This window comes from Neisseria musculi (assembly GCF_014297595.2).
Classification (GTDB): domain Bacteria; phylum Pseudomonadota; class Gammaproteobacteria; order Burkholderiales; family Neisseriaceae; genus Neisseria; species Neisseria musculi.
This window is the reverse complement of the sequence record NZ_CP060414.2, coordinates 1,137,445-1,159,979: the sequence shown is the minus strand read 5'-3', so window position 1 is coordinate 1,159,979 and position 22,535 is coordinate 1,137,445. Positions and strand designations below refer to the sequence as shown.

At 57.6% G+C, this 22,535-nt stretch carries 26 protein-coding genes; all 26 read left to right on the top strand.

Annotated elements, in window-relative coordinates:
• The first annotated feature begins 1 nt into the window (after position 1).
• The 26 genes from H7A79_RS06075 (at position 2) to H7A79_RS05955 (ending at position 22,463) form a co-directional block, all read left to right on the top strand.
• Positions 2-508 (top strand): DUF1804 family protein, encoded by a 507-nt coding sequence (locus H7A79_RS06075; protein ID WP_187001374.1) that lies wholly within the window; start codon positions 2-4, stop codon positions 506-508.
• A gap of 12 nt (positions 509-520) precedes the next feature.
• Complete coding sequence (locus tag H7A79_RS15295) at positions 521-634, top strand: hypothetical protein (protein WP_492011889.1); 114 nt, start codon at positions 521-523, stop codon at positions 632-634.
• Positions 631-2,265, top strand: a complete 1,635-nt coding sequence (gene terL, locus H7A79_RS06070; protein WP_187001373.1) for a phage terminase large subunit — start codon at positions 631-633, stop codon at positions 2,263-2,265. The genes H7A79_RS15295 and terL overlap by 4 nt, the downstream gene beginning before the upstream one ends.
• The gene (locus tag H7A79_RS06065; RefSeq protein ID WP_187001372.1) at positions 2,265-3,833 is read left to right on the top strand and encodes a DUF935 domain-containing protein; all 1,569 of its coding nucleotides are present in this window, start codon (positions 2,265-2,267) and stop codon (positions 3,831-3,833) included. The genes terL and H7A79_RS06065 overlap by 1 nt, the downstream gene beginning before the upstream one ends.
• The gene (locus H7A79_RS06060; protein ID WP_187001371.1) at positions 3,820-5,115 is read left to right on the top strand and encodes a phage head morphogenesis protein; all 1,296 of its coding nucleotides are present in this window, start codon (positions 3,820-3,822) and stop codon (positions 5,113-5,115) included. Before H7A79_RS06065 ends, H7A79_RS06060 begins: the two co-directional genes overlap by 14 nt.
• A gap of 113 nt (positions 5,116-5,228) precedes the next feature.
• Positions 5,229-5,645 (top strand): phage virion morphogenesis protein, encoded by a 417-nt coding sequence (locus H7A79_RS06055; RefSeq protein ID WP_070749459.1) that lies wholly within the window; start codon positions 5,229-5,231, stop codon positions 5,643-5,645.
• A 216-nt stretch (positions 5,646-5,861) separates the two neighbouring features.
• The gene (locus H7A79_RS06050) at positions 5,862-6,923 is read left to right on the top strand and encodes a phage protease (RefSeq protein WP_187001370.1); all 1,062 of its coding nucleotides are present in this window, start codon (positions 5,862-5,864) and stop codon (positions 6,921-6,923) included.
• Entirely contained in the window at positions 6,923-7,831 is a 909-nt protein-coding gene (locus tag H7A79_RS06045; protein ID WP_187001369.1) for a Mu-like prophage major head subunit gpT family protein, read from the top strand. The genes H7A79_RS06050 and H7A79_RS06045 overlap by 1 nt, the downstream gene beginning before the upstream one ends.
• A gap of 64 nt (positions 7,832-7,895) precedes the next feature.
• A complete protein-coding gene (locus H7A79_RS06040; RefSeq protein ID WP_187001368.1) occupies positions 7,896-8,297 on the top strand; it encodes a hypothetical protein in 402 nt (133 codons plus the stop codon).
• Complete coding sequence (locus H7A79_RS06035) at positions 8,297-8,719, top strand: gp436 family protein (protein ID WP_187001367.1); 423 nt, start codon at positions 8,297-8,299, stop codon at positions 8,717-8,719. The genes H7A79_RS06040 and H7A79_RS06035 overlap by 1 nt, the downstream gene beginning before the upstream one ends.
• Entirely contained in the window at positions 8,709-9,362 is a 654-nt protein-coding gene (locus H7A79_RS06030) for a phage protein Gp37 (protein WP_187001639.1), read from the top strand. Before H7A79_RS06035 ends, H7A79_RS06030 begins: the two co-directional genes overlap by 11 nt.
• A 2-nt stretch (positions 9,363-9,364) precedes the next feature.
• On the top strand, positions 9,365-9,550 hold the full coding sequence (locus H7A79_RS06025; RefSeq protein ID WP_187001366.1) for a DUF2635 domain-containing protein: 186 nt from the start codon (positions 9,365-9,367) through the stop codon (positions 9,548-9,550).
• On the top strand, positions 9,550-10,956 hold the full coding sequence (locus H7A79_RS06020) for a phage tail sheath subtilisin-like domain-containing protein (protein ID WP_187001365.1): 1,407 nt from the start codon (positions 9,550-9,552) through the stop codon (positions 10,954-10,956). Before H7A79_RS06025 ends, H7A79_RS06020 begins: the two co-directional genes overlap by 1 nt.
• Positions 10,957-11,021: 65 nt before the next feature.
• Positions 11,022-11,399, top strand: coding sequence for a phage tail protein (locus tag H7A79_RS06015; RefSeq protein WP_187001364.1), 378 nt, complete (start codon positions 11,022-11,024; stop codon positions 11,397-11,399).
• A gap of 6 nt (positions 11,400-11,405) precedes the next feature.
• Positions 11,406-11,831 carry a hypothetical protein gene (locus H7A79_RS06010; RefSeq protein ID WP_187001363.1) on the top strand — a complete coding sequence of 142 codons (426 nt, stop codon included), beginning with the start codon at positions 11,406-11,408 and terminating at the stop codon, positions 11,829-11,831.
• A gap of 5 nt (positions 11,832-11,836) precedes the next feature.
• Positions 11,837-11,986, top strand: a complete 150-nt coding sequence (locus tag H7A79_RS06005; protein WP_187001638.1) for a TetR family transcriptional regulator — start codon at positions 11,837-11,839, stop codon at positions 11,984-11,986.
• Positions 11,987-12,162: 176 nt separating this feature from the next.
• On the top strand, positions 12,163-14,256 hold the full coding sequence (locus H7A79_RS06000) for a phage tail tape measure protein (protein WP_187001362.1): 2,094 nt from the start codon (positions 12,163-12,165) through the stop codon (positions 14,254-14,256).
• Positions 14,253-15,578: a DNA circularization protein gene (locus H7A79_RS05995; RefSeq protein ID WP_187001361.1), complete on the top strand. Its 1,326-nt coding sequence runs from the start codon at positions 14,253-14,255 to the stop codon at positions 15,576-15,578. Before H7A79_RS06000 ends, H7A79_RS05995 begins: the two co-directional genes overlap by 4 nt.
• Positions 15,568-16,722 carry a phage baseplate assembly protein gene (locus H7A79_RS05990; RefSeq protein ID WP_187000881.1) on the top strand — a complete coding sequence of 385 codons (1,155 nt, stop codon included), beginning with the start codon at positions 15,568-15,570 and terminating at the stop codon, positions 16,720-16,722. The genes H7A79_RS05995 and H7A79_RS05990 overlap by 11 nt, the downstream gene beginning before the upstream one ends.
• Positions 16,719-17,387 carry a phage baseplate assembly protein V gene (locus tag H7A79_RS05985; protein WP_187000880.1) on the top strand — a complete coding sequence of 223 codons (669 nt, stop codon included), beginning with the start codon at positions 16,719-16,721 and terminating at the stop codon, positions 17,385-17,387. The genes H7A79_RS05990 and H7A79_RS05985 overlap by 4 nt, the downstream gene beginning before the upstream one ends.
• Positions 17,388-17,477: 90 nt before the next feature.
• The gene (locus tag H7A79_RS05980; RefSeq protein WP_187000879.1) at positions 17,478-17,825 is read left to right on the top strand and encodes a phage GP46 family protein; all 348 of its coding nucleotides are present in this window, start codon (positions 17,478-17,480) and stop codon (positions 17,823-17,825) included.
• A 23-nt stretch (positions 17,826-17,848) separates the two neighbouring features.
• Complete coding sequence (locus tag H7A79_RS05975) at positions 17,849-18,898, top strand: baseplate J/gp47 family protein (RefSeq protein WP_187000878.1); 1,050 nt, start codon at positions 17,849-17,851, stop codon at positions 18,896-18,898.
• Between the two features lie 2 nt (positions 18,899-18,900).
• Entirely contained in the window at positions 18,901-19,470 is a 570-nt protein-coding gene (locus H7A79_RS05970) for a YmfQ family protein (protein ID WP_187000877.1), read from the top strand.
• A 1-nt stretch (position 19,471) separates the two neighbouring features.
• The gene (locus H7A79_RS05965; protein WP_246408026.1) at positions 19,472-21,370 is read left to right on the top strand and encodes a putative phage tail protein; all 1,899 of its coding nucleotides are present in this window, start codon (positions 19,472-19,474) and stop codon (positions 21,368-21,370) included.
• A 10-nt stretch (positions 21,371-21,380) separates the two neighbouring features.
• The gene (locus tag H7A79_RS05960) at positions 21,381-21,977 is read left to right on the top strand and encodes an HI_1402-related protein (RefSeq protein WP_187000876.1); all 597 of its coding nucleotides are present in this window, start codon (positions 21,381-21,383) and stop codon (positions 21,975-21,977) included.
• Positions 21,978-22,463, top strand: coding sequence for a hypothetical protein (locus tag H7A79_RS05955; RefSeq protein ID WP_187000356.1), 486 nt, complete (start codon positions 21,978-21,980; stop codon positions 22,461-22,463).
• Positions 22,464-22,535: the final 72 nt, after the last annotated feature.

Genomic DNA, 22,535 nt, shown 5'->3' with positions numbered 1-22,535 from the left:
TATGGCGCATCCGCAGGAAAAACGCGAACGCTTGCGCCAGCTTTATGTTTCCGGCGCGCAAACGCTGGAAACGGCGGCTTTGATGTGCGAAATCCCGCAAGCCACCGCGCGCGCATGGAAACGTGCCGACAAGGAAAAAGGCGACGATTGGGACAAACTGCGCGCCGCCTATACGCTGGCAGGCGGCGGCATCGAAGATTTGAGCCGCGCGATGTTGGCAGGATTCATGGTGCAGTACAACAGCACCATGACCATGCTGCAGGATTCAAGCGTGGAAGACTTAACGCCGTCGGAGCGCGCTAAGCTGCTGGCCAGTCTGGCCGATGCGTTTACGAAAACCGTCGCCGCCAACGCGCGCGTGATGCCTGAGACATCTAAGCTGGCAACGGCGTTGGAGTTAATCGAAATGCTGATGGTATTCGTTCAAGAAAAACACACTAAGCATTTGGGCGCATTTGTGGAAGTTTTGGAACCGTTTGGTGCAGAAGTTGAAAAGAAATTTGGATAGGCCGTCTGAAAAATGAACCCGATTGACTGGTGTAAAAGTCAAATCGAAAAAGCCGCCGCCGCTGCGGATTATGCCGCGTGGCAGGATTATCAGGCTCTACTGAAACTTTGGGAAAACCGCGCATGAAAACAAAAGAATTTCTGAAATCGCTGGCGAGCTTGGCGGCGAACCTGCGCCAAGTCATCGAAGCCGAAGTGGAAGGCTTCGACGCTTCGCCGAAAGCGGTGGCCGCGCGCCGTGCCAAGGTGCTCGACCCTGTGGGCGGCTATGAGTATTTCGTGAATACTTATTTCCCACACTATGTGCGGTCGGCCAGTAAATCACAACTGCACGAATACCTGTTTACCCGCCTGCCCGAAGTGCTGCAAGACGCGCAAGGCCGCCATGAAGCGATTGCCGCGCCGCGCGGCGAAGCCAAATCGACGCTGGTGACGCAGCTGTTTACTTTGTATTGCATTATTACCGCGCAAAAGCATTATTGCGTGATCGTGATGGATAGCATCGACCAAGCCTACCCGATGCTTGAGGCCATCAAGGCGGAGCTGGAGTTTAACCCCCGCCTAAAAACCGACTTTACCGAAGCCTGCAGCCAAGGCCGCGTGTGGCAGGCCGGTGCGATTGTGACGGCCAATGATATTAAAGTGCAAGTGGCCGGTAGCGGCAAAAAGCTGCGCGGTTTGCGCCACGGCCCTTACCGCCCCGACCTGACCGTGCTGGATGATATTGAAAACGACGAACAAGTGAGAAATCCCGAGCAGCGCGACAAGCTCAATGCGTGGCTGACCAAAACCGTGCTGCCTTTGGGCGGTGTCGGCCAAAAATACGATGTGGTGTATATCGGCACGATCCTACATTACGACAGTGTGCTCAACCGCACGTTGGATAACCCGTTTTGGCGCAGCATCAAGTTTAAGGCGATGTTGAGCTGGCCCGACCGCATGGACTTGTGGGACGAGTGGGAAGCCATCCTGCGCAACAACGGTAAAGCCGGTGCGGCAATGGCCGATGCGTTTTATCAGGCCAACCAAACGGAAATGGATGCCGGTGCGGTAACGAGCTGGGCGGCGCGCAGGGTGGTCGATCTGATGAAAATCCGCGCCCGCGACGGCCATGCCACGTTTGACTCGGAGTATCAAAACGACCCGGTCAGCGGCGATGCGGCACCGTTTGCGTCTGCACTCAAATACTGGACGGAGTTGCCGGGCGATTTAATTTACTTCGGCGCACTCGACCCGTCGTTGGGCAAGGCCGGTGCAAGCCGCGACCCGAGTGCGATTATTGTCGGCGGCTACCACCGCGGCACCGGCAAGCTCTATATCGTGGAGGCGCAAATCAAAAAACGCCTGCCCGATCTGATTATCGAGGATGTGATCCGCCTGCACCAAAAATACCGCTGCAAGATGTGGTTTATCGAGACGGTGCAGTTTCAGGAATTTTTGAAAGATGAGCTGGTTAAGCGCAGCGCGGCGCGTGGTGTGCCTGTGCCGGCGCGTGCGGTGAAGCCGATTACCGACAAGCTGCTGCGCATTGAGACCTTACAGCCGCACATGGCCAACGGGCTGATTTTGCTGCATGCGGGGCAAGCCACGCTTGAGCAGCAATTTAGGCATTTTCCGCTGGCCGACCATGACGACGGCCCCGATGCGGTGCAGATGCTGTGGGCGGGCGCGTTGGCCAACTCCGCGCCGATTGAGTGGCAAAGCACCGCCGACGGCGATTTTGACGATGACGACATCAAAAGCAAATGGGCTAGATAATGGCAAAAAAAGACAAAAATCAAAAAGTGCAAAAGCCTGTTGATGGCTTGCAAACCGACTTGGCGCAAATCACCGCCGCAGGGCGGGTGATTGCCGACCATCCGTCTAACTTTATTACGCCGGCCAAAATGCGCGGGTTGTTTGAGGATGCTGAAACGGGCGACATTACCGCGCAGCACGAGCTGTTTGCCGACATTGAGGAGCGCGACAGCGACATCGGCGCCAATATGGGCACGCGCAAGCGCGCGCTGCTTACTTTGGATTGGCGCGTAACCCCGCCGCGCAACGCCACCCCCAAAGAAGAGGCGCAGGCGCAGGCTGCGTTTGAGTTGGTGGACGGGTTGGCGCAGTTTGAGGATTTGGTTATCGACCTGATGGACGCCGTGGGCCACGGGTTTGCCGCGCTCGAAATAGGCTGGACGCTTTCAGACGGCCTGTATTATCCGACTGCATTTACCCACCGCCCGCAAAGCTGGTTTAAGTGGAATAAAAACGACCAACTGCTCATCAAAACACCAAACAACCCGATGGGCGATCCGCTGTGGCCGTTGGGCTGGGTGGTGCACAGCCATAAATCGCGCAGCGTGCAGCAGGCGCGTAACGGCTTATTCCGCACGCTGGCATGGCTGTATATGTTTAAGCATTATGCCGTGCATGACTTTGCCGAGTTTTTGGAGCTATACGGTATGCCGATCCGTATCGGTAAATACGGCGCAGGGGCGACGGAAAATGAAAAACGCACGCTGCTGAGGGCGGTGGCGGAAATCGGCCACAACGCCGCCGGCATTATGCCGGAGGGAATGGAAATCGAACTGCACCAAGCGGCATCGGGCACCACCGCCACCAGCAACCCGTTTTTGCAGATGGCCGACTGGTGCGAAAAATCGGCGGCGCGCCTGATTTTGGGGCAGACGCTTACCAGCGGGGCGGACGGCAAAAGCAGCACCAATGCGCTGGGCACCGTGCACAACGAGGTACGGCGCGATTTGCTGGTGTCCGACGCCAAGCAGGTGGCGCAAACCATCACGCGTCAGATTATCCTGCCCTGGCTGCAAATCAACTACCCCAACACCGACCCCGCGCGTGCACCTAAGTTTGAGTTTGATACCCGCGAATCTGAGGACATCAAAATCTTTGCCGACGCGATACCCAAACTGGTTGATGTGGGCGTGCAAATCCCCGAGAGCTGGGTGCGTGATAAGCTGGTTATTCCCGAGCCTGCCGAGGGCGAGCGGGTGCTGGCGCGCCCTGGGGAAACCAATCCCGTTAATCAGGCTGCTTTGGCGGCGTTGTCCGCCCGCCTGCCTGCCGCGGCTGCGGTTGGTAAAGAGCAACGGGCGCTAGATGCCGCCATCGACGAGGCGCTGGAGGTACCGGACTTTAATGCGCAACTCAACCCGATTATCAAACAGGCGGTGGCGGCATTGGCGGCGTGCGAAAGCTACGAGGAGGCCGACGCGGCGCTGACGGCGCTCTATCCGCAGCTCGACAACTGCACCTTGCAAGGCTATATGCAAAATGCTTTGTTTTTGAGTGATTTATTGGGGCAGGCCAATGCCGAAAATTAACTTTGCCCTCGGCTTGCCGCCGGAAAAAGCGATTGAGTGGCTGAAAACCAAGCAGGTCACGGCGGAAAATTACCGCAATCTGACCGATTCGGAAATTGCCAAGGTATACACCATTGCGCGCATGACCGACTTGGATATGCTCAATGACATTAAGCAAAGCATGGTTAAAGCGGTTTCAGACGGCCAATCGTATGCCGATTGGCACAAAGACATTTTGCAGCACCTGCAAAACAAGGGCTGGCTGCACCCCAACGGACACAACGGCCACGACATCATCGACCCTAAAACGGGCGAGGTGTTCGGTGCGCCGCGACGCTTGGATACTATCTACCGCACCAATATGCAGTCGGCTTATAGCGCCGGGCAGTATCAGGGTTATATGGATAATATCGACAACCGGCCTTATTGGATGTATGACGCGGTGGGCGACCACCGCACCCGCCCCGCCCACTCTGCTATGGACGGGTTGGTGTACCGCTATGACGACCCGTTTTGGACAACGTTTTATCCGCCCAACGGATATAACTGCCGCTGCTCGGTGATTGCGCTGAGTGAGCGCGATATGAGGCGTGAAGGTAAAGTGTTGAGCCAATCGGGTGAACATAATTTGGTGGAAACCCATAAGGTTTACAACAAAAAAGGCGACAGCTACCCGACGATTGCCTTTAAAGCACCCGATGGCAGCCTGCACACCACCGACCGTGGTTTCGGCTACAACGCCGGCCGCATGAATTACCGGCCGAATTTAGACCAATACGACCGTGGTCTCGCGCATGAATTTGCCAAAGCGGAAATGAATGGTGCGGAATTTAAAGCGGTGTTTAAACAGCTTTCAGAAGAGTTTTACGAAGTGAAAGGCCGTCTGAAAATTGATGGCAAACTGAGTAATTCAGAGAAAATCGACATCCGCAACAAGCTGTCACGGCAGGTGAAATTTGCAGCAGGTGTGTTAAGTAAGCAAGTACAACAGCAGACAGGTTTGAAACGGGCAACGGTGTGGTTGTCGGACGATACGCTGGTTAAGCAGGTGGATAGTCGAGAGGGACAAGGTTTTACCGTTGAGAAATATGCCTTGTTACCAGAGTTGATAGCAAACCCTATTTATTTATACGCCGACAACAGCAGAGGGAAAAACAGTTATGAGCTGGTTGGAGAAATGGATGGGAGACTTTATTTAATCGCCTTTAAATATCTTGAGAGTAAGCAGGAGATATTTTTAGATTCTTTCAGGGATATGAAAACTGAAGAATTTAAGAAAAAGCTGAAGAAAAAAGGAAACTAGGCAGGGCTCCCCACACCTGCACACGCTCTCGCACACGCTCTCGCACACCCTTTCGGGTAGGCCGCGATAGGGAGATTCATCGCTTTTCTAGTTTCCTTGGAGATGATTATAGCATGATTGAAGTCCAAATCGACAACCTGTTTGTGGTGCAAAACCAACTCGAACGCTTGGGCAGTGGCGTGGAAAACCGCTATCTGCTTATGCGCCGCTTATCGGAAACCATGCACAAAGGCGTGCGTGATAATTTCCGCGCGGGCGGCCGGCCGAAATGGTTGGGGCTGAAATACCGCAACGGCAAGCCGCTGAATGATACCGGTGCGCTGCGCAACAGCTTCAGCACCTTTTCCGACAACGATACCGCGCTGGTCGGCACCAATCTGGTTTATGCTGCGATTCACAATTTCGGCGGCATGGCGGGACGTGGCCGCAAGGTGCGCATTCCGCAGCGTGAATTTTTGGTTTTGAGCAACGACGACAAGCAGGCTTTAATGGATGATGTGCAGGATTATTTCGCCAATCTTATCGGCTGATTTTCAGACGGCCTTAAAAACGCGCTTTTTAGCGCGTTTTTTATGGCTGTAAGGCAAACCCCCATCGGAAGATTTAAACGCAATTCTAGGCGAATTTAAAAAGGCTCTGAAACGGATTTGATTATATCAGATAGATGTCGGTGGCGGGTTTGAAGCGTGTCCGCTCTTTATGGTGTGAAAAAAGCCGGAAAATGGCAACATCGAAAGGATTGCAATATGCCTAAAGACAAATTAACCCTTGCCGCATGCAGTTTTGAGGTGGCCCCGAAAGACGGCCGCATCCAACTTTTGCCCTACGGCGAGTTTCGGGCGGTTGACGGCCGCCCGTTTGACGCCCCCGCGTGGTATCTCACAGAGGAAAACGGCCGTGATTTGGTCGAGCTGGCCAATGCATCGCGCAACCAGCTGGTGGTCGACTATGAGCACCAGACCCTGCACAAGGAAAAAAACGGCCAGCCCGCGCCCGCCGCAGGCTGGATGAGATGTCTGGATTTTACGCCCAAGGGTTTGTTTGCCGACGTGGAGTGGACGGATAAGGCGGCAGCAGCCATCGCCGCCAAAGAATACCGTTATATCTCGGCGGTGTTTGGCTACGACACCAAAGGCTATGTGCGCAAAATCTACCATGCCGCGCTGACCAATTACCCGGCACTCGACGGCATGGATGAGGTGTTGGCGGCAGCGTCGGCACAGTTTTTTAAATCCCAAACGGAGCAAAACCCGATGAAAGAGTTGTTGCAACAACTGTTCGGCCTGCCGCAGGCGACCGAAGAAGAGCTGACTGCGGCGCTGACCGCGCTGTTGCAGGCCAAGCCGCAAAACGTTGCCTTGTCGGCCGACATCTATAAAGAGTTGGCCGAAAAGGACGGCAAAATCGCCGCCCTTTCCGCCTGCCCACAAGGCAAACCCGATCCTACGCAATACGCCCCCGTTGAGCTGGTGCAGCAGCTGCAAAGCCAGCTTGCCGCGCTGACCGCCGAGCGTGCCGCCGATAAGGGCGCCGAGCTGATTACCGCCGCGCTGGCCGCAGGCAAACTGCTGCCCGCGCAGAAAGAGTGGGCGGAGAGCGTGCTCAAACAAGACGGCGGCTTTGCGTTTTTAAGCGGCTATATCGACAACGCGCAGCCGGTGGCCGCACTGGCCGGCACGCAGACAGGCGGCCTGCCCGCCGGCGAAAACATCGCCGCGCTGACCGCCGAAGAGGCGGCCGCCGCCAAAATGCTCGGCATGAGCCATGCCGAGTTTGCCAAAATCAAAACCGAAAAGGACGATAAATAATGGATAAATCAGCCATTTTAACCGCCATCACGGCAGCTTTCCGCAAAGAATTCCAAACCGGTTTGGAATCTGTAAAGCCGTCTTACACCGCCATTGCCATGACCGTGCCGTCGACCACCGCCATCAACACTTATGCGTGGCTCGGCAAGTTTCCGAAAATGCGCGAATGGGTGGGCCAACGCCAAATCGAAAAAATGGCAAAAGAGGCCATGAGCCTGGCCAATAAAAAGTTTGAGGCCACCGTAGGCGTGGAGCGCACCGACATCGAAGACGATCAGGTTGGCATGTACCGCCCGATGATGGCTGCGATGGGCGAATCCGCCGCCGCGCTGCCCGATGATTTGGTGTGGAGCCTGTTGAAACAAGGCAAAACCACCACCTGCTACGACGGCCAATACTTTTTTGACACCGACCACCCCGTAAACAGCAAAACCGACGGCACCGGCAGCAACACGCCCACCGTCAACATTACCACCGGCACCGATGAGGGCGTGCCCAGCTGGTATGTTATTGATGACACCAAAACGCTGAAGCCGCTGGTGTTCCAGAGCCGCACAGAACCCGAATTTGAGGCCAAGTTTGACCCGGCCAAATCGGACAAAGTATTTATGGAAGACGTTTACCTTTACGGCTCGCGCCGCCGCTGCGCCGCCGGCTTTGGTTTGTGGCAACTCGCCCACCTGGCCGAAAAAACCGCGCTGACCAAAGCCAACTTGGAAAAAATCATCGTCAAGATGCAGCGCATCGAGGCAAACGGCGGCTACAAGCTCGACGTCAAACCCAGCCTGCTGGTGGTGCCGCCCGAGCTGGAGGGCATCGCACGCGAGCTGTTGGAAGCCGACAAAATCGACGGCACCACCAACACCTTTAAGGGCCGACTGAAACTGCACGTGTCGGTGCATCTGTAACCTTTAACGGTTTTCAGACGGCCTTAAAAGCAGATTAAAGGCCGTCTGAAAACGGGAGACCAATATGGCAAAAAACACCAAATCCACCGAAGCCCAAACACCCGCGCCGGGCAGCAAGCCCGAAGAGCAGACGCCCGCGCATGAGCAGGCGGCGGATGTGCAGGCCGAATTGGCCGCCGCCCGCGCCGAAATCGACGAACTGACCGCCAAGCTGGCCGCAACCGAAAACGAAAAAGAAGCCTTGGCGCGCGAATTGCACGCGCTGCGCGGCCAAACGGGCAAAGCCGATAAAAAGGCCGACAGCCGCGAGGCGCTGCTGGTGCGCGCAGCCAAAGGCAAGGAGCTGTGGCGCGGCGGTGTGTTGTTTAACGACCAATGGCAAACCGTAAAACGCGCTGAAGTGGGCGAAACCGCTTGGGCGCGCATCACCGACGAGCCGGCACTTGAGCGCAAAGAGGCAGAGTAATGGCTTATGCAACCGTCGGCGATATGGTGGCGAGGTTTGGCGATTTGGAGGTAATCCAAATCACCGACCGCAACCAAGACGGCGAGATTGACGACGATGTGGCGCGGGTGGCCTTGGAGGACGCAACGGCGGAAATCGACGCCTATCTCGGCCGTTTCAGCCGACCTTTTGCCGATACGCCGCCGATTTTGGTGCGGTTGTGCTGCGACATCGCCCGTTACCGCCTTACTGCCGCCTCGGGCGTGCTGATAACCGAAGAAATCAGAAACCGCTACAAAATCGACGTGCTCGACTTGTTGCGCGCCATTGCCAAAGGCGATGTGCAGTTGGGAGTGGACGGCACGGGCGGCGAAATCGCGGCGGCGGATAACGGCGTTATTTTTGCCAATGCCAAAAACAAGGTGTTTGGACGTGATAACTGATATTGAGCAGGCGATTACAGGCCGTCTGAAAAACGGTTTGGGGCGCATGGTGCGCACCGTTAAGAGCTACAACGGCGAGGCCGACGATTTGGCCGGGCAAATCCACACCCTGCCCGCGGTTTGGGTAACGTATGGCGGAAGCAAAATCGAAACGGTAGGCTCGCCGGCGGGTTTGAGGGGCGCGCGTTATCAGGACACCGCCGAGTTTGTGGTAATGGCCGCCACCCGCAACCTGCGCAGCGAGGCGGCGCAACGGCAGGGCGGCATCGACGCCCGCGAAATCGGCAGCAACGATTTAATCCGCGCCATCCGCCGCCTGCTGGACGGCCAGCGGCTGGGGTTTGCCGACAGCCGCGGGTTGGTTCCCAAAGCGGTGCGTGCGATTGCCAATCATGTTTTGGTGCAGCAGGCTGCGGTGGGCATATATGCAATCGAGTACAGCATCTGCTTTAGCGGCGTCGGGTTGGAGAACGGCCGCTACCCGGAGCATACCGACGACCCGGCCAGCCCCGATTATATTTTTGCCAAATACCAGGGCAGCCTATCCGAGCCGTGGCCTGATTTGCAGGGCATTACCGGCAAGATTTACGACCCCGCAACCGGCGCGGAGGTGGGCGCCGATATCAACCTTAAAAAGGATTAATCATGGACAAAATCAAAGTAGTGGCCGCCGACGGCCTGCGTGTGCCCAAAGAGGGCCGTGCGCACGACTATATCGGCCAAGAGCCTGTGAGCGTGCCCGACACGCTGTATTACCGCCGCCTGCTGGCCGACGGCGACCTGCTGGCAGCCGTTGACCCTGAACCCGCCACCAAGAAAGGCAGCAAGTAATGAAAGTGGATTTTGACACCATTCCCGGCAGCATCCGCGTGCCCGGGCGATACATCGAATTTAACACCAAAACCGCGGTTAGCGGCCTGCCGCAAAACCCGCAGAAAATGGTGCTGATTGCGCTGATGACGGCGGCGGGCAGCCAAACGCCCAATGTGCCGGTTAACCTGTTTAGCGATGTGCAGGCGGCCGATTTGTTCGGCGCCGGCTCGTGGGCGCATTTGTGCGTGCGCCAAGCGTTTACCAATAACCAATATTTGGATTTGACCGTAATCGGCGTGGCCGATGCCGCCGACGGCGCGCAGGCCGCTACTGCCGGCGTTACCGTTTCCGGCCTGCCGGCCACAGCCGGCACCGCCACCGTGGTGTTGGGCGGCGTGGCTTATGCCACATCGGTTAATGCCGATGATACCCCCGACACCGTGGCCGGCCGTTTACGTACCCTGCTGGGCACGGCGGACAGCCCGGCGGCGGCAGGTTCGGCGGCGGCGGTAAGCCTGACGGCCAAATGCAAGGGCGAGATCGGCAACGAGCTGGCATTGAGCGCGTCAACCACGGCCACGGGCTTAAAAGTGAGCGTTACCCCGTTTTCCGGCGGCGAGGGCAACGCCGATATTTCCGCCGCGCTCAACGCGGTGGCGGGCAAACGCTACCACATCGTGTGCAGCGCGTTTGGCGACGATGCCAACGCCAAGCGCCTGAGCGCCCATCTGACCGCAGTATCCAATGCCATCGAAAAACGCGGCGCCATCGGCGTTATCGGCCAGCGCGGCACATTGGCAGCCGCCACTACGTTTGCAGGCAAACTCAACGACGGCCGCATCAGCGTGCCGTGGTATAAGCGCGCCGTTGAGGGCAGCGCCATTATTGCCGCAGGTTATGCGGCGGTGTTGGCATTCGAGGAAGACCCGGCCAAGCCCCTGAACACGCTTGAGGTTAAGGGCTTGGGCATCACATCGGATGCCGATTGGCCGGTTTACGCCGAGCTTAACAACGCCCTTTACAACGGCATCACCCCGCTGACCGTGGTTAACAACAAGGTGCAGATTCTGCGTGCGGTGTCCACATACACCAAAAACGCCACCGGCACCGACGACCCCGCCCTGCTCGACATTACCACCATCCGCACGCTGGATTATGTGCGCGATGCGGTAGACCAGCGTGTTGCCCTGCGCTTCCCGCGCGAAAAACTGCACGAACGCACGCCGAAAAAAGTGCGCTCGGAAATCCTCGACGTGCTGCTCAAACTGGAAGAAGCCGAAATCATCGAGAGCGTGATGGCCAATGCGCATCTCTTGATTGTGGAGCGCGACCCCAACGACCCCAACCGCCTGAATGTGGTTATCCCGGTAGATGTGGTTAACGGCCTGCACGTGTTTGCCGCCCGCATCGACCTGTATCTTTAAACCCGTTTCAGACGGCCTTAAAACACCTTTAAAGGCCGTCTGAAAACCCAAAAAAGGAAAGCAAAATGAGCGACGCAACCTATGTCGGCGCGGTGATTATGGAGGTTAACGGCCAAGACGTTGAGATTGTGAGCATCAAGCCGCAAACCACCACAGGCCGCAAACCCGTTAAAACCATGAACCGCCAAGGGCGCGTGAAAGGCTATGCCGATGGCGTAACCGAACACAAACTGAGCGTTACCGCCGCCATCCCCATCGACGGCACAGAAATTGATTGGGATAACATCACCAAAGCCAAGATTACCATCTACCCCATCAACAAAGAGGAGCGCCGTACATCGTATATCGACTGCTTTACCGTCGAGACCAGCGAGCAGTATGAGGTTGATAACGAAGCGCGCATCGACATCGAGATGGTGGCGCTGCACAAAATCACGGAGTAACGCGGCATGAAATACGATTTTGATTTGGCATGGGGGCTGCCCGTGCCTGGCACGGATAAGGTGGCCAAGCGCGCCGCCCTGCGCCCGCTTACCATCGGCGGCGAGTTGCGCGCGCAAGCCGCCATCGAAGAGATAGGCGGAGCCGAAGCGCAAACCGAAAACGGCAAAACCGCCGCGCTGATGGCCGAAACAATGGCCTATTGGGCCGAGCAGCTCACTGTTGACGGCATCGCCCCCGAGCAGCTTACCGCCGCCTACCTGCTGGAAAACCTCACCGGCGAGGACTACGGCATTATTTTGGCCGCGCAGGATGCACTGCGGGTAAAATACACCGCCGCTGGGGCAGCCCCCACGGGCACCGCAGCGGCCGCCTGGACAAAACGGGCCGCGGAAGCTACCGCAACAGCCACCGAAACTACCGCCAATCCGTGATTCTGATGGCCAAGGCGGGCATATCCGCCGAGGCCGTCGCCAATATGTGCCACGCCGAGCTGACGGCATGGTTTGACGATATTTTGGCAAGCCTGGGCATTAAAAAGCCGAGTGATGACGGAGTGATTATCTCAAGGCGGCTGCCCAAGCCATAAACCGGTATAGCACAAGGCCGTCTGAAAACAGTTTCAATGTTGTTTCAGACGGCCTTTTTTTGCCTTTTCGCGGCTCCCCCGGCAAGATTAGGGCTTGAAGCCCCTTAAATATCCTTGCGATCAGCCTTTAAGCCATAATTAACCGTGAGTTAATGTGAGTTTAAAGGCTGTTTTTTATGGCAAACGGTTTGATGAAATTGGTGTTGTCGCTTACGGGGCGCGATGACGGTGCGCGCCGCCTGCTTGCCGAAACCGAGCGGCAGTTAAAGCGCACGGCGTTATCCAAAGCTCAATTGGCGCGGGCAAACAAACCTTATGAGGTTGCGGGAATCCGCTCCGAAAAAGCAATACAGCGCGAAATCCGCGCAACGGAAGCCGCTTATAACCGCCTGCGACGTAGTGGCTTGGCATCGCAAAACGATTTGGCACGGGCGGCGCGGGCGACCAAACAACGTGTGGCGGAGCTTAATGCCGAGTTGGGCAAAGGTTCGCGGCTGCAAAAGGCTTTTGCAGTCGGGGCGGCCGGCATGGCTGCCGGAACGGCCGCTTTTGCTGTGCTCAAGCCTGCGATGGACGATAAAAAACAGCTTAATGCCAACATCAACCAAGTGGCGCGACAAGCATTTATCGAGGACGACAGCAAGTCGGCGCAATGGATTGCAACCGAGGGGGCAAAACAGGTTAAAGAGCTGGCGTTGGAGCTGATTAAACAAAATGGCGGTAATGCGGATTCCGCGTTGGGCATGATTAGTGCCATGATGACAAACGGCATGAGCTTTAAAGAGGTGCAGGCAGACGCGCAAACATCTTATGCGGCCATGATGGCAGCCAGCGAAAACGGGCAATACAACCCCGACGACACCGCAAAACTAATGAAAGTGCTTAAAGATGCGGGTTTTAACGGCAAAGACTTGGGCTTGGCATTTGAAAAGGCTTTGCAGTCGGGATTGGACGGCAATTTTGAGATTGCCGACATGGTGCGCGAGCTGCCCGCGCTGCTGCCGCAGGCGCAGGCCGCCGGCCTGAACGGCATGCAGGGGTTTGAGTATTTGCTGGCGCTGCTTCAGTCGGCGGCAAACAAATCGGGCACAACCAGCGAGGCGGCTACCAACGTTGGCAATATCCTTAACAAAACATTGTCGGCAGATACGGTTAAACGCTTGTCCAAACTTGACAATCCGGCAGCCCCCGGAAAAGGCATCGATTGGGAGGGCTCGGTTTTGAGAGGCAAGGCCAACGGCGAAAATGCCATACAGGTGTTAAGCCGCTTGGTGGACCAGATGCTGGCAAAAGACAAAGAGTATGCCGGATATAAAGCCAAAGCCGAGCAGGGCGACAAAACCGCCGCCGAACAAATGAATATGATGCACGGGTTTGTGTTGTCTAAAGTGATGCCTGACTTGCAGGCAAAGCAAGGCTTGTTTGCCGCCTCGGATTTGGAGCAAATCAACAAATACCTGCAATCGCTGGCGGGCGTTACATACGATAACGGCAAAGTGGCGCGCCTCAATGAGGCAAGGATGATGACCGATGCAGCCAAGCAGGAGCGGGATAAATCAATTGCCATGATGACCGAGAGCCTCACCGAGCCGCTGATAAGTTTCCAAACCGGCTTGATGGGGATTTCGGCCGAGTTTCCGAATGCTGCGTTGGCGGCCAAAGCGTTAACCGCTGCGGCAACGGCTGCTGCGGGCGCATTGGGGTTGGTGGCAATGGCAAACGGCAAGGGGTTGGGGGATTTTTTACCGGGCAAAAACGGCGGCGGTGCACCCAAAGGCGGGGCGGGCGGCCGATGGTTTGGCAAAATCGGCAAACTTTTTAATGCCAAAACAAGTTTTGGTTTGGGTTTGCTGTTGCGTTCAGAAAGCCTGAACGCGGGCGAAGACGAGCGCATGGCAAAGATGCGCGAGGCTTGGCGAGCCAACAAGCCCTATCTTCCCGTGCAGCCGCCGCCGCGGTTGCGGGCGGAGCCGCTGGCCCCGCTTAAGCCGGCCGAGCCGCTCAAGCCAGCCGAGCCGCTTGCGCCCGTTATTACCCAGCAAACCGCAGCCTATCAGGCCGCGATTGCGGAGCAAACCGCGCAATACCATGCGGCGCTGGCCGCCGATACCGCAGCCGTTACCGGCAGCCTTAACGCCATCAACGGCACGCTGGGCGGGCTTAATCAAACCATCCAAAACAATATTGCCGTAACGCTCGACGGGCGTGTGATTGCCAACGAGGTGTCGCGGCATCAGGTGTTGATGTTTGGCAGAGGGGCAGGCCAATGAGCGCGTGGCATACCGTTTTGCAGGATGCGTCTTATAAGGGCGTGGGGTTTGACATTGAGTCTGTCGACGAGAGCAACGGCAAAGCGTTGGCCGAGCACGCCCGCGCCTTTGTGCAGGGCGTTGACCTTGAGGATATGGGCACCACGGGCAGGCAGGTGCAGATTCGGGCGGTTTTTTGGGGCAAAGGCTATGCAGGCCGTCTGAAAAAGCTGCTTGATGCGCTGGAGGAGCCGGGCGCGGGGGTGTTGGTACACCCTGTTTGGGGGCGGATGCAAAACATGATTGCGGCATCGTGGAGCTACCGCCACGAGGCCGACAATGTGGATTACGCGGCAGTCGACATCACGTTCCGTGAGGCCGCCGAAGCGCAGGAAATTTTTGTTTTTGAAAACAGTTTTTTAGTTGAGATGGAAGCCCTGATTGCCGAAATCGACGCCTACAAAGAGGCGGCATTTGGCTTTATCGACACGCTGCTGGCGGTTGATGCGGGCGTGTCCGACTTGTGGGGCAGCGCGCTGGGCATTTGGAGCGCCGGCGCGGGCGTGTTCGGGGCGGTGCGGCGGCTGTTTGATTTTAATGAGGTAGGCTGGCCGTGGAGCGGCTCTTACAGCGCAGATACCTTTAGGCAGAGCTTGGGTGCCAATCTAGGCACGATGGCGGATATGGTTTCAGACGGCCTGAAAAACGAGGCGGCCCTATCGGCAAACATTGATACCGCGCAGGGCGGTTTGGCGGCGCGGCAGCTGTTTGACGAGGTGTCGGCCAAAGCGGCCGAGTGCGCGGCCTTGGGCGGAGATTTGCTGAGCGGCAAAGGCGGTGTAACCCAACTGCAAAAAATCACTGCCAACCAAATGCGGCCGATTGACGCGGCCTTGCGCGCATCGGTGTGTTTGGGGCTGGTGGCGGTGGCGGTTGACTTGGTGGAGACGCGCGGCGGCGAGATGAGCGCGGCCGAGCTGATGCACGTTAACCGCCAAATCCGTGCGCGGATACAGGCGGAAATCGACCTGATGCGCGCCATACAGGCCGATGCCACCGCTGCGGGCAGTTTGAGCGCCGATGCGCTATACAGCAGCGCCCACACCGCCGGCGAGGCATTGCGCAGGCTGGCCGCGCGGTTTAACCGCCTGATTGTGGCGGAAATAAACCAAAAGCCGCCACTGGTGGTGCGGATTGCCCAGTTTGACTGCACCGTGCACCAGCTGGCGCACGAGTTTTACGGCGACCTTGGCCGCGCCGACGAGCTGGTCAAACTCAACCCCCATATCAAACACCCCGCATTTATCGCGCGGGGCGAACTGGTAAACAGCTATGCAAAATAATTCCTACGGCCACACCACCGCCGTGCGTATCGGCGGCAAAGAGCACCGCGATTGGGAGAGCTACGATATAGACAGCGATTTTTTGATACCGGCCGACGGTTTCGATTTTGCCATCGGCCTGCCCTACGGCGCGGCGGAAATCCCCGATTTGTCGGGGGAGACGTGCGAGGTGGTAATAGACGGCCAAACGGTGATGACGGGCATTGTCGACAGCCAGCATCACGATAAGCGCAAGGGTTCGCGCTCGCTGCGGCTTAGCGGGCGCGACTATGCCGGGTTGTTGGTGGATTGCTCTGCCGTGCAGCTCAATGTTAAGGGCATGACCGTGTTGGACGCAGCTAAAAAACTGGTGGCGCCATGGCCGCAAATCAAAAATATCCGGCTCAAGGCCGAGAGTAACCCGGTGCTCGATAAAATCGACATCGAGCCGGGCGAGAGCGTGTGGCAGGCGTTAACGCATATTGCCAATTCGGTGGGGCTGCATCCGTGGATGGAGCCGGACGGCACGCTGGTTGTGGGCGGGGCGGATTATGCCAGCCCGCCCGTGGCCACCTTGTGTTGGAGCCGCAGCGACAAACGGCGCAACACCGAAAGCGTGGTGCTGGAGTGGTCGGTAGATAACCGCTACTCGGAGGTGGTGTTTCTGGCGCAATCGCACGCAAAAAGCGGCGACAGCGCCAAACACGATCTCAAATGGGTTTACAAAGACCCGACCATGACGCTTCACAAACCCAAAACGGTGGTGGTGTCCGACGCCGACAATTTGGCCGCGCTGCAAAAGCAGGCCAAAAAGCAGCTGGCCGATTGGCGGCTGGAGGGGTTTACCCTAACGGTTACGGTAGGCGGCCATGCCACGCGCGACGGTGTGTTGTGGCAGCCCGGCCAGCGGGTGCATGTGATTGATGACGAGCACGGCATCGATGCGGTGTTTTACTTGATGGGGCGGCGGTTTATGCTCTCCCGCGGCAGCGGCACGCAAACAGAGCTGCGGTTCAAAGAGGACGGGGTTTGGACGCCCGATGCCTACCCCAAAAAATCGGAGCAGGCGCGCAAGCGTAAGGGCAGCAAAAAAGGCGTAACCAACCGTAAAAAAGCAGGCAAAAAACAAAAAACGGAAACCAACAAAACGGCGGTATTTGAATGAGTTTGGCAAAAATGGCGAAGCGGGCGGCGCAAACGGCCCGAAACATCGGCGATACCGTGCGGGCGGCGTTCCGCGGCAAAATCACACTGGTTGTGTCGGACGGGCTGATACAGCGTGTGCAGTTGGGCGGCTTGGCCGACGAAACCCTGCAAGACCTCGAACACTTGCAGGAATACGGCTTTGCCAGCAACCCGCCGGCAGGCTCGGAAGCGGTGGTTATCCCGCTGGGTGGTGCAACGTCGCACGGTGTGATTGTGTGCACGCAGCACGGCCGATACCGCATTAAAAACCTCAGCCCGGGCGAAACGGCCATTTTTAACCACGAAGGGGCAAAAATCGTGATTAAGAGCGGCAAGGTTATCGAGGCCGATTGCGATGTTTTTAAGGTTAACTGCAAAAGCTACAAAATCACGGCCAGCGAAGCAGCCAACTTTGAAACGCCCATGCTGGAGACCAGCGCGGTGTTGACCGCACAAGGCCAAATCAACGGCAACGGCGGCATGGCCGTGCAGGGCGGCAATGGCGCGACATTTAGCGGCAACGTAACTCAAACGGGCGGCAGTTTTGAAACAGACGGCGATGTGGCGGCATCGGGCGTTTCGTTGGCCAACCACCCGCACACCGGCGACAGCGGCGGGCAGACATCGCCGCCGATACCGGGATAACAGCAGGCAGCCTTCGGGCTGCTTTTTTTGCGCCGCAGGCTTGAAAGGCGTTTGCTCTGACAGGCCGTCTGAAAAAGGCAAAATCACGATATGGATAAAGAGCTTGATACCGCCACCGGCGACTACACCGGCAAAACCGTCAGCACCCTTAAAAATGCGGTGTACATCCGGTTGATGACGCCGCTTGGCAGCTGGTGGGCAGATAAAACGGTCGGCTCACAGCTGCATCTGTTGCAGCGCGAGAAAGACCTTGAGCGGGTGGGTTTGCTGGCGGAGCAATACGCCGCCGAGGCATTGCAGCCCATTGTCGACAGCGGGCGCGCACAACGGATTACCGTCAGTGCCGAGCAGCCGCACAACGGCTGGCTGTATTTGGCTATCCGCGTCGATACCGCCGAGGGCGGGTTTGACTACCGCCACAAGGTACCCGTTATTTAACCCGTTTAAAGAGGCTTTAAAGCGTGTTTACGATTCCGACGTTTGAGGAGATCCGCGATTCGGTTTTGCGCGACACACAGTCGCTCGACCCGACGGCAGACATCAGCCCCGACGGCGACCACTACGTGCACGCCAGCCGCCTGGCCAGCGTGGCCGCTGGGCAGTATGCGCATCAGGCGTGGATTACCCGGCAGATTTTCCCCGACACGGCCGATAGCGACTATTTGGAGCGGCACGCCAACCTGCGCGGCCTTCGCCGCCGCAATGCCACCAAAGCGGCAGGATATGCCGTTATCACAGGCGCGTTGGCAGGTGCGGTTGTTTCAGACGGCCTGCTGATTAAGCGCGGCGATTATCTTTACCGCACCCTTGAGCGCGTGGCGGCAGACGGCAGCGCGCCGGTTAGGGTTGCCGTGGCCGCGGAATCTGCCGGCACCGCAACCCACGCCAAAAATGCAGCGGCTCAGTTGATGGCGGCACCAGCGGGCGTGCCGTCTGAGTGCGTGATTACCGTTGAGGGCGGCACCGACACCGAGAGCGATGCATCGCTGCTTGCCCGTTTGCTGGAGCGCATCCGCCGACCAGCCGCAGGCGGCAACAAGTATGACTTTAAAAATTGGGCGTTGGAGGTGGACGGCGTAACGGGGGCATACGTTTACCCGCTGCGGCGCGGGCTGGGTACGGTTGACGTGGTTATCACCAGCTCGGGCGGCCTGCCGAGCGATGAGACCATCAAAAAATGCCAAGACTATATCGACGAGGTGCGCCCCGTTACCGCCAAAAATGTGCTGGTCATGGCACCGAACGCCGTTAACGTCGATGTGGCCGCATCGGTGTTTATCCCGGGCGTATCCGATGTGCAGCCGGTGGTTGAGCGGGCGTTGGCCGAGTTTTTCGGCAAATTCGAGCCGGGCGACGATTTGGTGGTATCTCAAATCGAAGCGGTTATCAGCAATGTGCCGGGTGTGGCTGACCGCATTTTGACGGCACCGCGCGCAAATATGCTGGCCGCAAACGATGACGACGTTAACTGGTATCGGCTGGGCACCGTAACCATCACGGGCATGGGTTAATCATGGGCTACAAAAACACGCTGCTTGCCCTGCTGCCGCCTGTATCTTATGCCCGTAATGCCGACGGCCAGCGCAATCAGGCAACCATCGACGGCAATGCGCTTGATGCCGCCGCCGACCATGCCGCCGCCGCGGAAAACGCCGTTACCCCCGAATACGCCGGCGAGCTGATCGACAACTGGGAGCGCGTACTCGGCATCGACAACTCCGATAAACCCGAGCCTTACCGCATCAGCGCCGTAATCGCAAAAATCAACGCCACCGGCGGTTTGAGCATCCCTTATTTTTTAAGTTTGGCAAAGGGTGCGGGCTACGACATCCACATCACTGAGGAGGATTGTTTTCGGGCGGGCACAAGCTGCGCGGGCGACAACCTCAACGATGAGGAGAGCCAATGGCGCTGGTGCGTCGACATCGCCGACGGCAACGCCACAGCCTACATTTTCCGCGCCGGCGAAGCCCGCGCCGGCGACCGACTAACCGTTTACACAGACCCCATCATCGAGACGATGTTTGAGGAGCTTAAGCCGGCATGGACTTATTGCCGTTTTGAATACGCCGAGGAGCTATAAGATGGATTTAATCCAAACCCCCGATAATCAGTTTGTTGACGGCACCCGCCGCGTGCCGGGCACTCCCGTGCCGGCATGGTGGCTCAATCAGTTGCAGGGCGAGTTGTTTAGCATTTTAAAAGCCGCCGGAATTGAGCCGGATAAGGCGGATCATAGCCAGGTTTTGAGTGCCATCAAAACCTTGGCCGAATCTGCCTCGCAAGTATCCAGCATTGATGCGTTGCGCCAATACAGCGGTTCGGGTTATGTTAATGTCAACGGATACTATGATACCGCACCGGGTATCGGCGGCGGCCTGTTTGTGGCCGACAAAGCCGACAAAACCACCGCCGACAACGGCGGCACGGTGATTGTGGCCGCCGACGGAATGCGCTGGAAAAGGCAGTCTGAAACCGTGTCGGCGGCTGATTTTGGCATTTTGGGCGACGGCAGCGACGAAACTCAAAAGGTTCAGACGGCCTTAAACGTATGCGCGGGCGAGCGCAAGCCGCTTGGTTTCACGGCCGGCAAAAACTACGGCATCAGCCAAATCAGTATCCCGCAGTTTTCGCAGCTTTCCGCGGCCGGAGCAGTGTTTAAAAAACTGGCCGCATCCGAACAACCGTGTATCAACATCAACAGCGATGTGTCTGTCGATGTGCTGGCGGTCAACTCGCCCGGCAGCGCGGCAGATCGCGGCGTGCGTGTGTTGGGCAGCAACGTTGAGATCGGAAAAATCGAGCTTAAATCAGATGCCAAGGGGTCAAACTACGGTGTGCACTTGCAGTCGTCGATCGGTATCCCGCTTAAAAATATCAAAATCGGCGCCGCGGATATTACCAACTACGACGCAGCCCTGATGCTGTTCGGGGTTGAGGGCGGGCGCGTCGATAATATAAAAATTAAGTGTTACCGCACCGGAGTTTATCTGCGCGACGTGGGCAACTACGATTTTAACCGCGCCCACCTGTCCGAAAAATCGCCCAACGCGGAGGGTGCACCCGGCCAAAACGGCCTGCTGGTTGAGAGCATTGGCGGCGACTACACCACTCATGATTTGACTTTTGCAAATTGGTTGATTGAGGACGCAGCGGAGCACGGCTACCGCTTCGGCGGCCAGCTCGGTATCCGCGACGTGTCGTTTGTGGCCTGCGTGTCCAAGATGTCGGGCAACCACGGCGGCACGTCGAGCGGCGGCTGCGGCTTTAAGGTGCTTGGCGCTACCAGCGTGGCCCGCCACCGCCACAAAAACTTTAAACTCACCGCCTGCCACGTCGAAGACGTCAACATGACCGGCGGCGGCATCGGCAATTTTGCGGGCTACATGTTTTCGGTTGTAGACGGCGTTACCATGACCGGCTGCACGCTCGGCAAAAAGCGCAACGCGCAATACTCGTGCTGGGATGCGGTGTCGCTGGAATCGGTAACCAACATCTCGCTTAACGGCAACGTGATGAGCGATTTCCAGCGGCAGGGCATCCGCGTCGTGTCTGCCGTTTATGACCGGTTCCCCGGCTGGGACGGCCTGCTCGACGGCCTGTTTGTGCAGGGCGGCAGCTACCAAAACAGCCACAACCAAAACGCCCCGGTGGTATTTTTTGACACCAATGCCGCGCCCGAAGCAACCGGCGCGGGCACCGTGAAAAACGTGGTTTTCACGGGGGTCAACATGCGCGGCGGCATGGCGGCAATCCGCACCGCAGACGCCATTACCTACGATAACCTGTACTTTGATTTTGACTATGACAACGGCTTAAGCAGCGGTGCAACCCCCGTTATACCGGGCAAGGGCGACGCCTACTACAACGCCCGTATCCCGTGGATCGGTTACTCGCCGACGGCCAAAAACGGCTCGACAATTATCGACAAACTGACCGGGACAGTGCGCGTGCGCCGCAATAATACTTGGGTTACTGTTTAAGGATTTTGTTATGTATCTGATTTTCAACACATACGGCCATTGCGAAATGGCCGCCCATGAAGCCCCCGCCCTTTCGGGCGACCAATATTGCCTGGAAGCGGATTTTGACGATGCCCGCCCGTTTGCCTGGTCAAACGGTGAGACGGTATGGTTTAGCGACACCCCGCCGCCCGGCCACCTGCACCAATTACACAACGGCAAGTGGGTGTTGCCGGATGATGCGGCCGCGCAGCAACTCAGGGCAGCCAAATCCGCCAAGCTGCAACAGCTCAACGCCGCCGCCCAAGACTATATCGACGCGGCCGCCGAAACCGACAAGCTGCCCGCGTTTGAGGTGCAGACGTGGCCGCTGCAGGCTGTTGAGGTCAAAGTATGGGCGGCAGACAACGCCGCGCCCACGCCCGTTTTAGACGGCATCGCCGCCGCACGCGGCGTGCCGGTTGAGCAGCTTAGGGCCGCCGCGCTGCGCAAAACGCTGGCCTATGAGGCACTCACCGCCAGCATCGCCGGGCAGCGGCAGGCGCTGCAAGCCAAGATTGAGGCGGCCAAGACGACCGCCGCGCTGGATAAGATTGTGATTGCGTTTACTGCGCCGGAGGCCATCTGAATGGCTAAGGCTTATCTTGCCCTTTACAAGGGCAAAGCAGACATCAAGCGCCCGCGCGACATAATCAAACGCATAGCCGATGCCGCCGTGCGGCGGGCTACCAAAAGCCGGTACAGCCATTGCGAGATTGCGGTACAGGATAACCAGCGCGCAGGGGTTTTTTCTTGCTATTCCAGTTCTGCCCGCGACGGCGGCGTGCGCAAAAAAGTAATGGCATTGCCACCGGAGCGATGGGATTTAATCGAGCTGCCGCCGGAGGCGGCCGAAAAGGCAGCACGGTTTTACCGCATAACAGATGGCTGCCGATACGACTTTTTCGGCGTGTTGGCCTTTGTGTTGCCGTTTATCAAACAAGGCCCGGGCAGCTGGTTTTGCAGCGAATGGTGCGCCCGCGCGTTGGACTACCCGCGGCCGTGCAGACACAGCCCTGAATCCTTGTATGCTACAGTATCGACAAGGCCGTCTGAAAAGAAAGGAGGGATTTAAAATTTGATTTGAGAGGCGGCGACGCAACGAATAACCTAGCAAGCACCCGTTGCGCCAGTCAGAAATGCATTG

Excerpts from the sequence above, each read along its gene's own strand:
- H7A79_RS06020 (WP_187001365.1), top strand. The coding sequence starts at position 9,550 with ATGAAAGTGGATTTTGACACCATTCCCGGCAGCATCCGCGTGCCCGGG.
- H7A79_RS15295 (WP_492011889.1), top strand. The coding sequence starts at position 521 with ATGAACCCGATTGACTGGTGTAAAAGTCAAATCGAAAAAGCCGCCGCC.
- H7A79_RS06045 (WP_187001369.1), top strand. The coding sequence starts at position 6,923 with ATGGATAAATCAGCCATTTTAACCGCCATCACGGCAGCTTTCCGCAAA.
- H7A79_RS05960 (WP_187000876.1), top strand. The coding sequence starts at position 21,381 with ATGTATCTGATTTTCAACACATACGGCCATTGCGAAATGGCCGCCCAT.
- H7A79_RS06000 (WP_187001362.1), top strand. The coding sequence starts at position 12,163 with ATGGCAAACGGTTTGATGAAATTGGTGTTGTCGCTTACGGGGCGCGAT.
- H7A79_RS06040 (WP_187001368.1), top strand. The coding sequence starts at position 7,896 with ATGGCAAAAAACACCAAATCCACCGAAGCCCAAACACCCGCGCCGGGC.
- terL (WP_187001373.1), top strand. The coding sequence starts at position 631 with ATGAAAACAAAAGAATTTCTGAAATCGCTGGCGAGCTTGGCGGCGAAC.
- H7A79_RS06025 (WP_187001366.1), top strand. The coding sequence starts at position 9,365 with ATGGACAAAATCAAAGTAGTGGCCGCCGACGGCCTGCGTGTGCCCAAA.
- H7A79_RS06075 (WP_187001374.1), top strand. The coding sequence starts at position 2 with ATGGCGCATCCGCAGGAAAAACGCGAACGCTTGCGCCAGCTTTATGTT.
- H7A79_RS06035 (WP_187001367.1), top strand. The coding sequence starts at position 8,297 with ATGGCTTATGCAACCGTCGGCGATATGGTGGCGAGGTTTGGCGATTTG.
- H7A79_RS06010 (WP_187001363.1), top strand. The coding sequence starts at position 11,406 with ATGAAATACGATTTTGATTTGGCATGGGGGCTGCCCGTGCCTGGCACG.
- H7A79_RS06015 (WP_187001364.1), top strand. The coding sequence starts at position 11,022 with ATGAGCGACGCAACCTATGTCGGCGCGGTGATTATGGAGGTTAACGGC.
- H7A79_RS05995 (WP_187001361.1), top strand. The coding sequence starts at position 14,253 with ATGAGCGCGTGGCATACCGTTTTGCAGGATGCGTCTTATAAGGGCGTG.
- H7A79_RS06060 (WP_187001371.1), top strand. The coding sequence starts at position 3,820 with ATGCCGAAAATTAACTTTGCCCTCGGCTTGCCGCCGGAAAAAGCGATT.
- H7A79_RS05990 (WP_187000881.1), top strand. The coding sequence starts at position 15,568 with ATGCAAAATAATTCCTACGGCCACACCACCGCCGTGCGTATCGGCGGC.
- H7A79_RS06055 (WP_070749459.1), top strand. The coding sequence starts at position 5,229 with ATGATTGAAGTCCAAATCGACAACCTGTTTGTGGTGCAAAACCAACTC.
- H7A79_RS05985 (WP_187000880.1), top strand. The coding sequence starts at position 16,719 with ATGAGTTTGGCAAAAATGGCGAAGCGGGCGGCGCAAACGGCCCGAAAC.
- H7A79_RS06065 (WP_187001372.1), top strand. The coding sequence starts at position 2,265 with ATGGCAAAAAAAGACAAAAATCAAAAAGTGCAAAAGCCTGTTGATGGC.
- H7A79_RS05965 (WP_246408026.1), top strand. The coding sequence starts at position 19,472 with ATGGATTTAATCCAAACCCCCGATAATCAGTTTGTTGACGGCACCCGC.
- H7A79_RS06050 (WP_187001370.1), top strand. The coding sequence starts at position 5,862 with ATGCCTAAAGACAAATTAACCCTTGCCGCATGCAGTTTTGAGGTGGCC.
- H7A79_RS06005 (WP_187001638.1), top strand. The coding sequence starts at position 11,837 with ATGGCCAAGGCGGGCATATCCGCCGAGGCCGTCGCCAATATGTGCCAC.
- H7A79_RS05970 (WP_187000877.1), top strand. The coding sequence starts at position 18,901 with ATGGGCTACAAAAACACGCTGCTTGCCCTGCTGCCGCCTGTATCTTAT.
- H7A79_RS05980 (WP_187000879.1), top strand. The coding sequence starts at position 17,478 with ATGGATAAAGAGCTTGATACCGCCACCGGCGACTACACCGGCAAAACC.
- H7A79_RS05955 (WP_187000356.1), top strand. The coding sequence starts at position 21,978 with ATGGCTAAGGCTTATCTTGCCCTTTACAAGGGCAAAGCAGACATCAAG.